Consider the following 12,181-nt stretch of genomic DNA (forward strand, 5'->3'; position numbering starts at 1 on the left):
CTCACTTCAAAAAGCCTCTCAATAGGTGCGCCTTCACCTTTCAAATAGGTGTAAAACCAGCCCCATAAGGCCACTTTAAAGACGCACCCCAAGCTTTAAGTTAAAGCACTAAGCTAACCTTAAAACCATCAAACAGGTTCTGAATAAGTTGAGATAACAATCGTCCCAAAATCCTGTTTTCCTTGAGAGCTTCCTGGCAACTGAAATACAGGTTTTTTCATCCCAATAATCGTTTTGGCAGCCACACCAAACTCACGTTCATAGTCAAAGAGCTCTTCCACCAATTTATAGCGTGTAGCCCCACGGTCTTTACCAAAAGCGATAACAGCACTTTGTGCCCCAAGCAAAACAGCACGGCGTGTATTCTTAACATAATTATTATTTAAAACTGTCTCCACACCTTCAGTCACATGTGCAGCTTCACGCAAAATAACCCCATTATACATACCAAGTGACCCATTATAGATAGGGTTCTTCATGCGACTTCCACTATAGATCGCTTTGGTAATATCAAGCCACTGACCAGGCTCTGTATTGGTACGCAATTGTGTTACTTGTGTTGGGTGAAGATACATCACATAAACACTTTCTCCATCAACACGCACCGGTCTAATTTTTGGCATAGCAAGCTTAGCACGCTCCACTGCTTGATCGATCAATTTCAGATCAAATACATCCTCTTCTTCCAGATCCTCATCTTTCTCTTTCCCATTAGGACGTATGATGCGTTTACTTGTTGGAGCCGTTGGCTTGTTAAACCCATAATGGACAGGTTTTAGCTTAAACTCTTGTCCTTCAAAGTCTATCTTTTCTGCCGAATACCCACACACCTGAATGAAGAACATCATGCTTAAACGATCAGCATACCAATCAACCAAAGCATTTTTAGCTTCTGCACGCAAATTATATAAAACACGTTGCTGATCGATTGTTCCTTCATTTCTAACACGCACAGCATGAGAAAGTTCATTAATAACCAAGCGATCGTTGGTAAATTTCAAGGCCTCTTCTTTGCCTTCAAGTTCCTCCCCTTCACTAACACCTTCACCACGCAAATGCATACGCAAACCAAAGGTAATGGAATCTCCGTTTGCTTTAGTGGTCTCATCTTTCAACTGTATGATGCTATTGGAATCTCTCCCAATTAATGGAGCGATAGAAGTCGCCTTTGAAATTTCCCCATTAAGTAATTTGGACCATGCTTTTACAGTCAATGCGTTATTGACGTCGATACTAGTTACAGCCATTATTTCCTCTTATATATAGTCTTGATTAAAAATCCGGCTAAAAGCCGGTTGCCGAGTGTTCCCTCCTATCTGATAATCAGATGACTGATAACCAGAACAGCGGTCACTTAATGATGCGTTGTGTTTTTTGGCAGATTTCTACCTCTCTTTTTAAAGATCCACATCGCCCATTAAACGATTAAAAGCAGTTTTATTGTTGGGATCATCGATCCAAGTACTAAACTCTGCCTCAGACATTTTGTCGAGCATTTCCAAAGACATAGGTCCTTTTGGATTCAAACCATTATAAGCAGAAAGTGTACGTGCAGAATTTTGTCTTTCCTGCACATGCTCAACAGTGTTTTGCATAGGAGCAACAATGTTAACAGTGTTGCCTTGTTTGTTTGTATACCCCATATTCTGCGCAATAGAGTAGATCACTTGTGCAGGGTTTTGCTTGTTTTGCGCACAATCACGCAAGATTTGCTTCAACTCATTACCGATTAATGTATCAATAACTTTGGGATTGGCTCTCTCAGGATAGAGAGAAGCGCAAGAAGCCAGCTGTTTTGCGCGCATATCATAAACAAAATCAGCAGCTTGATCAAAATCATGATGCTTGTGCTTAATAGTCGCAACAGATTGATTAAAAAAGGAACGCAGTTTCTCTGCCTCTGAGGGAACAGAGGTGTTTTGGTTGTCTTGCGCCTGCGCCAATTCTTGTTGCGCCAATTCCTGTTGTGCCTGACCTGATTGCGCCTGATCCAATCGTGTTTGACCTGGTTGTGCCTGATCTTGCTGTGTTTGAGTTTTTTTCCCCAGCCATTGTACATAACCCATAAAATCTGCATTGGGGTCTGGCGGCAATTCATCTCCCTGAAGTCCTGGTGCTTCTTGAGAAACTTCACCCTTTTGAGAATTTTCATCAAAAGGTACGCTTTTGTTTTCCCCTATCACTCCACCCTCTCCATTTTCTTGAAGAGAATCTTGTACGAGTTGGTTTTGCTCTTCTGGCGTTAATATTTCTTCATCCATTGTGCTAACCTTCTTTCTTCAATAATGCTTACTTCTCAAACAATGCTCGCTTCTCAAACAACGCTTACTTCTCAGGCAATGCTTACTTCTCAAACATTCTTCTTTTCAGACAATAAGATATGCCTCTGCCTTCCCCTATCGCTTCACTCTCTCCACTTATCTTTCAAGAAAATCCCGCATGCGCTTTTCCTCATCCCCCAGCCGCAATAGCTTCTTCATCCCTCAGCCACAACGCCTCCTCATCCACTGTCCTTAATCCACTGTGCCTAGCTCTCTCCCCACACAGCCTCCTGCAAGCAAAATCCTCTCCCAAGCAATAGCTTCTCCCAGACAATCAGCCTTCCTTCCTCCATTAAAACAACACTTCTTCACCTTTCAGCCACAACACTTCCTCACCCAATGTGCCCCTCCCCTTTAAGGCAACATCTTTCTTCTCAACAAAGCTTCACTCCATCACCCCCAACCAAGAAAATAAGGGGCAATGAAGATATATTCCTTACCCTTTAGGAAGTTTGTTGTGCATTTTGCACCATATGTAAAAGAGCTTGGATCGCTTGCTTTGTCTCTTGTGCACTCCCATTTTGCGCTCCAACTTGTTGATCACTTTGCAATTGCTCCTGCTGCTGCCCAGCTTTTGTAGCAATTTTGTGAATAAGCGATGCCGGCAAAGGTGAATAGCGCAATAAATCGAGCATAATATCTGGTGTTGCAAAATTTTGCATCAAAGGAAGCAATTGTGTAATCACAGCAAAGGTGCGCTCTTTTTCATTAGGGCTTGTTGGGGCATCATCCACCACAATATCATATTCCAAACTCGTAATGACTTCCCGTGTCAGCGGAACATACTGAGCATTTTCTTCCCCAGCAATGCGCACCAATCGCCCATCAGAAAGATAATTTTGAATAAGATAAAGAATAATTTTTCCCTGTCGCTGTCGATAACGTCGCAAACAATCAAAGAAGGATGCCAACAAATTAAGCGATGATTGGCGGCGTTGTTCTTCAAGAACACCCGGCTGGTTTACCGCACGTGTTCCAACAAATTCCGCAGACAATCCTGTAACTTGAGAAATAGCCCCCTTTGCTTCATTAAAAAGCTGGAAAAAGCCATTGGGAAATTGCCCAGCAGGTTTTGGCTGTATTCTTCCACCAGCCAAAGCGCCACTTTTAAGCCACGTAATACTATCCGCCCTTGCCCAGCTTTCCATAGCTTGGCGATCGTCATCAAAAGCATCTCGTTCAGCCATAACCCCACCTTTGGATTGGCTATTGAGCAAATGCATCACTTGACTAAAATACTTATTAGCCCACCGTTGTGGATCTTTTGCAGGCTTTACAATCCCGTAAAAATGTCGACTGAATTTATCAAAATAGCCCGTAATACACTCCCACCCCAATTGATTGGATGGCACCAATGGCTTATCAGGAGCTTCAAGCAATCTTTTACCTAAAAACGTACGTTTAACAACTTTTTTCGTCAATCTTGTTGCTTGGATATGCGGATTATTTTTGCGCAAAAGTTGAAAATCTTCCTCAGAATAATCAATATATTGCCCAGTTTCCAAGTTGAGAACTTTATAATAAACCTCACGTTCAAACCACCGACATTCAGCCAGCGTCACCATTGTGCGCTCATGATAGCTAAATTCATCGTCGATTGCATCTCCATAACTTTGTGCACCACTTCTACCTGAGCGTGTTGAAACAAGGTGGTGTGCCCAATCGGCATGCAGATCACTCCAATGAACATCGGGAAACATTTCTTGCGCAATCTCTAAAGGCTTTTCATCGATATACCATAGGCGCTGCGCATCAATAAGATTAGGCTTAACAGCACTTGCATCCCATACCATTTTCATAGGATCCAAGCGCGCAATGACAGGTTTTCCATTAGGGTCATCTTCATAATCAAGCCGCGTATCAGTCCAACCCATTCCACAAATAATGGCATCTTGAAAAGCGTCAGAATCTTCATATTCTCCATCCGCCTCATCACGAAACCATTCAGCCGCTCCCGTTAAAATCTGATTGGCCAGAGCTGCTCCTGGTTGCCGAGGAATAAATTGAACCTGTCGTTTATTGTTGCGCTCAGCCCCAATCACAGCATTTACCAAAGGAGCAATGCGGTTAAAAGTCATCACAGGTCTATTGTGTTCTCGCAATACAGCAAGATCTTGCTCATTCCATTGGCGCCCATTGTAAAAATCATAATCTTCTTGAGCGTTTTTTCTCCACTGTTCGACATGCGCAATATCTTCCTGATACCAGGTAACAAGCTTTTTAAACAGTGCCTGATGTTGGATCGTCTCGATCGGATCGATTAAAGATGTCTGTTGGTCCATTAAAAAATCACCCATAATGTTAAAAACCATCCACGATGGTAAATTCATCTACAATGTGCAAAACCCCGCACAAACCTTAACCCCTCACAAATTCAATCCTCGTCTTCACGGTTTTTCCCCTTCGTGGTCTTCACCCCCCTCATATCATTCAAAACACCCATGTGCTTCAAAACACCTATAAGCTTAAAAAGCCACCCAATACATCCACGAACCCTCATATCTTCAATTCCTCTCTCATAACCTCAACTCTTCTCCCGGCCTCAATTTCCCACGAACCCAAATCCCGCCTTCACAGTTATCTCCCCTCACAAACCCAAATCTCACCTTCACGGTTACTCCCCTCGCAGCATCCTCATCCCTCTTACAAACCTTCAACCCTTCATACACCTCAAAACACCCATGAAGCCCCCCCAAGAGCCCCCATAAGCCACACAATACATCCATAAAACCCCTCAGAACCTCAACTCTTCTCCCGGCCTCAATTTCCCACGAGCCCAAATCATGCCTTCACAGTTATCCCCCTCACAAACTCAAATCTCACCTTCACGGTTACTCCCCTCGCGGCGTTCTCATCCCTCTTACAAACCTTCAACCCTTCATACGCCTCAAAACACCCATGAAGCCCCTCAAATCACCCATGCGTTTCAAAGAATCCATGCGCTCAAAAAGCCATCCACGAAGTTGAAGAACTCTGAGAAGAACGATAAACATTTTTTCGCGGTCGAATATTGGGCTGTTCATAAGCAACACACATCAACCCAAAACTATCAGCCCCATGGCTTGCCCAATCATGTTCAGCACCCAAACCAATATTACGCTGTTCGTCGCGTTTTTCATGGTACCACGCAAGCGCTTTTCGTCCTGCTGTTGTTGTATCACGATTAAACCATATAGCTGGAAATAAACGCCTTACAGCCTCGATACGCATTTTGACAGCACCCACGCCTTGGTTTGGAATAATTTTGGTCTGAAAACCAGCGTGTTGGAGAGCACTTTCAAAACTAACATTACAAACGCGATCTTTTGTCGCCCCATCATGGGGCAAAACCATTAAAGCCTTGTCATATCCCCTTTGGCACATCCATCCAATATGCTCGGATAAAGGCTGCCCTTGTGCTTCATAATAATCGAGAACACGGATCTCGCGCCCAATAAATTGCGCAACCCATAAAGCTGTCGCATCAGCCTTTGCTCCCGTTCCACCAATATCCCAAAAGATCTTGATCTGAATGAGCGGGTCACGCGGCACATGAGTAATGCGTCCTTCCTGCTCAGCCTCAAGCAATAATTTTTGATAATATGCCCCTTGCACAGCCTGTAAATATTCTCCTTCCCAAATATGATTGTACTGCTCAGGCCTTTGCGTAAAATCAGCTTTCCTGGCACGATTGAGCCTCTCAGGAAATTGAGGATTATCCTTCCAATTGATTTCAGCTCCCTTGATATGAGGGTCTTTCACAGTACGAAATCGCTTTTCAACAGGGGCATTCTCGCGTAAAGGGTTCCACGTAACCCATAATTCACAATGCCAATTTTCCCCTTCTTCTCGCAAAGTTGGAATCAATGTTTGCCAAGCAGCCTCAGTAACAGGCTCAGCCTCATCAACCCAGCAAAGCAGAATGCGCCCCATTGATTTAATGCTTGCAATATTGCGATCTAAACCAGCAAATGCATAAACAATACGTCCATCTTTTGATCTAACGTATTTATCACCGATCTCATAATAGTCTCTCAAAAAACTGTAGGATTCGATAGCACGTTTAATTTCTTCTAGCGAACTTTCATTCAGCGAATTTTGGAACTGTCTTGCACATAAAATAATGCCTCTCTCCCCTGCCTTCCCATGCCGATATCCAACCACAGCCGACATTAGGGCAAAAGAACGTGTTTTACCAGATCCACGTCCTCCCCAAGCAGCACGCACATCAGCCTGACCAGAAAAAACAGGAATCAATTTCGGAATAAGAGCAATTTGAACAGTTGTCATTACGAGATATCACTGTAACATCATAAGAATAAGCCAACCCCACAGCAGATCAAGCACAGTACCATTCCATCCCCCCATGAGGGCCTCATGAGGGCACAGCCCTCCTCACCACATGGCCTTCCTCACTATGCCACGCTGCCCCTCTCAACCGCACACAGGTTTCCTCCACCACGCACAAACCCTCACCAACTACACAAAACTTCCCCCGTCATGGTGAGCGTCCTCACCACACAAGGTTCTCTCCTCACCACACAAAACTTTTCACCGCACAGACCTTCACCAGTCACACAAGACCCTCACCAACCACATCAGAGCCTTTTCGCTACTACACGGTTTTTCCTCACCACATGGCCTTCCTCACTATGCCACGCTACCCCTCTTAACCGCACACAGGTTTCCTCCACCACGCACAAACCCTCACCAACTACACAAAACTTCCCCCCGCCACGCGAGCTCTCTTCACTAAACCCACTCTCCACTGCAAGCCAATCAAACTGGCTGCACCGAAAAATCACTGCCCCACCATCAACCAAGAGCTCCACATAAAAAAACAGAACTTAGTGTTAAAATGCACAAGAAACTGAACACAAACCCACGACCAACAAAAACACCCACAACCAACAGAGAAAAAATTTTTAGAATGTCATACATCGAAAACAGATGTCTTACGATCATCCGTTATTTCAGCCTTAGGAGCTACCGGCACAATTTCAACACGCGACACTGTTTTAACATCACTCCCTCCTTCTCCACTTACTTGCAAAGGCAAAACCTTTGCCAAAAGCGAGAAAAAAGACACCGGATTATTAATCGCATGATATTCAAGATAAGACACCAAGCCATCATGACCATAGTGATCTCCTGCTTGCGTAGCAGCCGCCAAAAGAGCATCTTTGAGTAATTTTGTGTTTTTATTCAATGAGCCTTTAGGCCGCCCTCTTCCACGCACAGGCACACACTGTTGGTTTGTCACGTTAACATTCCTTTATTGACTATAAACAAATCTATTGCAGTCCCTATAAATCTTAACACAAGCCACTCACTCATTTATTTATGTAAAAAGCTCGAAGCCCAACACCAATCAAAAATCAGTAAGCGTTCTAATATTCCAAAAAGAAGGACTCTATCACAGCTAACAATAATGACTTCCCACAATAAAGAATGGCCACCATTCAACCACAAAGAAAAGCCCATTTTATTTCATGTTCTCAACAACATATCGTATCAATAACACGCCCCACCAATAATATCACAAAGAAATGACCATATAAAAATGCCCTCTCAGGGCACCTTACACCCAAAGATCTGAAAAACCACTTCAGTCATTTCTCCTCATTAATCTCGCCACTACCAATAATCTCCCCCATCAATCCACATGAGATACACTCAAATGACAAGTAAACAACACTCTCATCAGGGGCAAAACTATCAGCGCATCACAGAAAAATTTAAGAAAAACACAAGCTCAATTACACGCAAAGCCATAAAAAATATCCCACTCAAACAACAAGAAAAGTGCAAAACCTAATCAAAAATGACACGCAAACTACAAAACACGATGAATTCAAAATGACGAGAAAAGCTCTCAACACACCACGCACAAAACACAAGGAACAAACCCCAGACATAAGCCACTAAAACCTCTCTGCCCCGTCTGTTCCAAACACCTTCAAAAAGCTCTTAACTTATTCAAAAAAGCTCTTACTTTAAAAAAACTCTCACCCAAATAACAAGCCGATGACCAAGCAACTCACCTTTTGCAACTTCCCCCTCATGATCACCTCTTAAGCCTCTTCTCACAAGAAAGGCACAAAACCTACCGGGCACCTTCAACATCGTCAAACACCCCCGCACAGACAATATCCCTCCTACACCGCCGACAGTCCCCACACTCTTGATAGCTCCATATTACCGACATTCCATCGACATTTGTCATAAAATCACCATGTCTCATGAAATCTCGCTTATATTATCGCCACCACAATCACACCACGCAACACCCCTGCGCGGTAGATAACACGGCAGATACCATCACCACGAAAACCTATTTTCAAACATTTATGGATGAGAGATACAATTGTGATTATGCTATAATAGTATCAGTTTACGTTCACCTTGTCAACTCTTATTAACTTTTTCTCTTTTGGTTCTAAGCACTTGTGGGCTGCCCCGTAATGGGAGAAAAAGTCAAACGATCACCAGTTTTTGTAATAGCAACTGTTGTTTCATCACCAATAGCCCCAAGCAAAATATCTTCAGCCAAAGGATCCTGAATTTCCTTTTGAATAATGCGCTTTAAAGGCCGCGCTCCATAAAGCGGATCATAACCCTTATTGGCTAAAAATTCTTTCGCTTCCTGTTCGATCTGCACTGTAATTTTGCGCTCACCAAGTAAATTTTGTAAATGTTTGATCTGAATATCAACAATCGCTTCCATATCTTTGCGCTGCAATCTCTCAAAGAGAATAATCTCATCAACTCGGTTTAAAAATTCGGGCTGGAATGCCGCTTTAACAATACGCATAACATCATCTCTAGCCGCATCGGTTGTTTGTCCTTCCGGTAGAGCCGTTAAAATATCAGCACCAAGGTTAGAAGTCATAATAAGTAAGGTATTGCGAAAATCAACTGTGCGCCCTTGGCTATCGGTCAAACGCCCCTCATCAAGCACCTGCAATAAGAGATTAAAAATATCAGGATGTGCTTTTTCAATTTCGTCAAAAAGAATAACCTGATAGGGTCTGCGTCTTACAGCTTCTGTCAGCACCCCGCCTTCTTCATATCCAACATATCCAGGGGGCGCACCAATCAGCCGTGCACCGGCGTGTTTTTCCATATATTCAGACATATCAATGCGCAACATTGCGTTAGAATCTTGGAATAAAAAAGCCGCAAGCGCCTTTGTTAATTCGGTTTTTCCAACACCCGTTGGTCCCAAAAACATGAAAGACCCAATAGGCCGGTTGGGATCTTGCAATCCAGCACGGGCACGGCGCACAGCACGGGCCACAGCCTGAACAGCATCTTTTTGTCCCACAACACGTTGGCTGATCTCATCTTCCATACGTAACAACCGCTCACGTTCTGCCTCGAGCATCCGATCAACAGGAACCCCTGTCCAGCGTGAAACGATCTGTGCCACATGTTCAGCCATCACAATTTCTTCGATCAAATTGTTGCGTTGTTCATCATTTTCAGCGGCACTTAGTTGTTTTTCAAGATCAGGGATCACACTATAGGCTAATTCCCCAGCCTGTTGAAACTGCCCATTGCGCTGTGCAATAGCCAAAGCATTTCGTGCCTCTTCGAGCCTTTTTTTCAAATCAGCAGCATGCCCCAATTTTTGTTTTTCAGCCTGCCAAGCTTGCGTCATTTCAGAAGATTGTTTTTCCAATGTATCAAGTTCAGCTTGCACCGTTTGCAAACGCTCTTTTGCTGTAGGATCAACTTCCGTTTTCAAAGCTTCTCGCTCAATCTTTAACTGCAAAATTCGCCGGTCAATATGGTCAAGCTCTTCGGGCTTGGAATCAACCTGCATACGCAACCGCGCCGCCGCCTCATCAATAAGGTCAATCGCCTTATCGGGCAAAAAGCGATCAGTAATATACCGATTTGAAAGACGTGCAGCAGCAATCAAAGCACTATCAGCCAAGCGCACTTTGTGGTGCTGTTCATATTTTTCTTTAATCCCACGTAAAATAGAAATCGTATCATCAAGTGTCGGCTCAGGCACAAAAACAGGCTGGAAACGGCGTGCTAAAGCAGCATCCTTTTCTACGTATTTGCGATATTCCTCAAGCGTAGTTGCCCCAATACAATGGAGCTCCCCCCGTGCTAAAGCAGGTTTAAGCAAATTGGAAGCATCCATAGGTCCGTCAGATTTCCCAGCACCAACAAGATTATGCAATTCATCAATAAACAAAATGATCTGCCCGTTTTCAGCTTGCACATCTGATAAAACAGCCTTTAAACGTTCTTCAAATTCACCACGATATTTTGCCCCCGCAATAAGCGCTCCCATATCAAGTGCATAAAGATGCTTATCACGCAATGTTTCAGGAACATCCCCATTAACAATACGCAGTGCCAAACCTTCAACAATTGCAGTTTTTCCAACACCAGGTTCCCCAATAAGAACAGGATTATTTTTAGTCCGGCGTGATAAAACCTGAATAGCCCGACGAATTTCTTCTTCCCGACCAATAACAGGGTCCAGTTTCCCTTCCCGTGCATCTTTTGTCAAATCGCGCGCATATTTTTCCAAAGCATCATATTGACTTTCAGCATGCGGGCTTGTTGCCGTTTTTCCCTTTCGCATTGCATTAATCGCGTGATTGAGAACCTGTGGTGTCACCCCTGCATTTGATAAAATATCGGCAGTTTTAGCCGTTTTCTCCATAACAAGCGCTTGCAACACACGCTCCACAGTCACAAACTGATCACCAGCTTTTTGTGCCAGATCCTCAGCCATTTTTAAAACTTTCGCCAAAGGTTGCGACATATAGAGCTGGCCATTTCCGCCCTGCACTTTAGGCAAAGCCTCAAGCGCCGCTTTAAGCGCTTCTTTAAGTGCAGGCAAATCACCTCCAGCTTTTTGGATCAAAGAAATAGCCAAACCTTGACTATCCTCTAATAGCGCTTTCAACAAGTGCTCAGGCATAAATTGCTGATGATCAGAAGCAAGAGCACTACCTTGTGCTGTTTGTAGAAACATTTGTAGCTGTTCGCTATATTTATCCACGTTCATTGTTTTCCCTTCTCTTGCGCTCTTACATGCCCATCCTTGAAGACATCACCTCAAAAGATCTCTCTTAGAACCACACTCTAATTGCTCATATAACACAATGAACAATCACCCACTGTAACAAATGAATACACTGTAACCAAATTATCACACATTTAAATATGGGTTCTCACAATAATCATGGCAAGAGGGAAACACGTTAATCATGGCAAAAAGCGGGCAAATAATAAGTATAACAAAAAGAAAGTAAGAAACAGCATTATTTAAAGCATGATAACACACATAAGAAGTGCAATTTTCTCAAGTTTTCTTACACTTTTTACATTTCTTTTATTCCGCTATGCTTCTTTATGTCACCACGCTTCTTTATTTTACAACGTTTCTTTTAAGCTATTCTATTTTTAGTTCATTCAATTTTTACTCTATTCCACTTTTACGCTATTTTATTTTATCCTAATCCTTATCCTAATCCATCACTTACTTCCATTATAGTGATGTAACTACTCCATTAACGGCGTAACTTTTTTGCCCACCTTTTATTCTTTTTCATCTGTATTGTGTGGTGGTGGCGGTAAAATATAAGCACCTGAAAGCCACCGATTTAAATCAATTGCCCGACATCGTGACGAACAGAAAGGATAAGAATCGCGCTGTGACATTTTTCCACATTCTGGACAAGGGCGTGATGGGCGCCGTGGTGTTGATTGCTCCTGCATCGTCTCTCCTTTTTATACGTTTCCCTTCCCCTTATAAATCATCCCCCTTCTTTTCACCCTCTCAAATTCATCCTCTCTCTTTCATCTACAAACCTTTCCCACAACTTTGCCTTCAATACCATTTCCACTCG

The 12,181-nt window shown here is 43.2% G+C and carries 10 protein-coding genes; all 10 read right to left on the reverse strand.

What is annotated here, in order from left to right; genetic code table 11:
* Positions 1-128: 128 nt before the first annotated feature.
* Positions 129-1,247, reverse strand: coding sequence for a N4-gp56 family major capsid protein (locus BWD121_RS06060; RefSeq protein ID WP_078663769.1), 1,119 nt, complete (start codon positions 1,245-1,247; stop codon positions 129-131).
* A 150-nt stretch (positions 1,248-1,397) separates the two neighbouring features.
* On the reverse strand, positions 1,398-2,261 hold the full coding sequence (locus tag BWD121_RS06065; protein WP_078663770.1) for a hypothetical protein: 864 nt from the start codon (positions 2,259-2,261) through the stop codon (positions 1,398-1,400).
* Positions 2,262-2,764: 503 nt separating this feature from the next.
* The gene (locus tag BWD121_RS06070) at positions 2,765-4,603 is read right to left on the reverse strand and encodes a portal protein (RefSeq protein WP_078664088.1); all 1,839 of its coding nucleotides are present in this window, start codon (positions 4,601-4,603) and stop codon (positions 2,765-2,767) included.
* A 92-nt stretch (positions 4,604-4,695) separates the two neighbouring features.
* A complete protein-coding gene (locus BWD121_RS08620) occupies positions 4,696-4,821 on the reverse strand; it encodes a hypothetical protein (RefSeq protein WP_276290775.1) in 126 nt (41 codons plus the stop codon).
* Between the two features lie 443 nt (positions 4,822-5,264).
* Complete coding sequence (locus tag BWD121_RS06080; protein ID WP_078663772.1) at positions 5,265-6,590, reverse strand: phage terminase large subunit; 1,326 nt, start codon at positions 6,588-6,590, stop codon at positions 5,265-5,267.
* 308 nt (positions 6,591-6,898) lie between these two features.
* Positions 6,899-7,123: a hypothetical protein gene (locus BWD121_RS06085; RefSeq protein ID WP_078663773.1), complete on the reverse strand. Its 225-nt coding sequence runs from the start codon at positions 7,121-7,123 to the stop codon at positions 6,899-6,901.
* Between the two features lie 110 nt (positions 7,124-7,233).
* Positions 7,234-7,563: a hypothetical protein gene (locus BWD121_RS06090; protein WP_078663774.1), complete on the reverse strand. Its 330-nt coding sequence runs from the start codon at positions 7,561-7,563 to the stop codon at positions 7,234-7,236.
* An 843-nt stretch (positions 7,564-8,406) separates the two neighbouring features.
* The gene (locus BWD121_RS08290) at positions 8,407-8,544 is read right to left on the reverse strand and encodes a hypothetical protein (RefSeq protein ID WP_158078249.1); all 138 of its coding nucleotides are present in this window, start codon (positions 8,542-8,544) and stop codon (positions 8,407-8,409) included.
* A 195-nt stretch (positions 8,545-8,739) separates the two neighbouring features.
* Positions 8,740-11,337: an ATP-dependent chaperone ClpB gene (gene clpB, locus BWD121_RS06100; protein ID WP_078663776.1), complete on the reverse strand. Its 2,598-nt coding sequence runs from the start codon at positions 11,335-11,337 to the stop codon at positions 8,740-8,742.
* 533 nt (positions 11,338-11,870) lie between these two features.
* On the reverse strand, positions 11,871-12,050 hold the full coding sequence (gene yacG / locus BWD121_RS06105) for a DNA gyrase inhibitor YacG (protein WP_078663777.1): 180 nt from the start codon (positions 12,048-12,050) through the stop codon (positions 11,871-11,873).
* Between the last annotated feature and the right edge of the window lie 131 nt (positions 12,051-12,181).

The sequence above is a fragment of the Bartonella sp. WD12.1 genome, assembly GCF_002022415.1.
Classification (GTDB): Bacteria; Pseudomonadota; Alphaproteobacteria; order Rhizobiales; family Rhizobiaceae; genus Bartonella.

Bases quoted from the DNA above. Each gene is read 5' to 3' on its own strand.
- BWD121_RS06060 (WP_078663769.1), bottom strand. From the start codon at position 1,247: ATGGCTGTAACTAGTATCGACGTCAATAACGCATTGACTGTAAAAGCA.
- BWD121_RS06065 (WP_078663770.1), bottom strand. From the start codon at position 2,261: ATGGATGAAGAAATATTAACGCCAGAAGAGCAAAACCAACTCGTACAA.
- BWD121_RS06070 (WP_078664088.1), bottom strand. From the start codon at position 4,603: ATGGACCAACAGACATCTTTAATCGATCCGATCGAGACGATCCAACAT.
- BWD121_RS08620 (WP_276290775.1), bottom strand. From the start codon at position 4,821: ATGAGGGTTCGTGGATGTATTGGGTGGCTTTTTAAGCTTATAGGTGTT.
- BWD121_RS06080 (WP_078663772.1), bottom strand. From the start codon at position 6,590: ATGACAACTGTTCAAATTGCTCTTATTCCGAAATTGATTCCTGTTTTT.
- BWD121_RS08290 (WP_158078249.1), bottom strand. From the start codon at position 8,544: ATGAGACATGGTGATTTTATGACAAATGTCGATGGAATGTCGGTAATA.
- clpB (WP_078663776.1), bottom strand. From the start codon at position 11,337: ATGAACGTGGATAAATATAGCGAACAGCTACAAATGTTTCTACAAACA.
- yacG (WP_078663777.1), bottom strand. From the start codon at position 12,050: ATGCAGGAGCAATCAACACCACGGCGCCCATCACGCCCTTGTCCAGAA.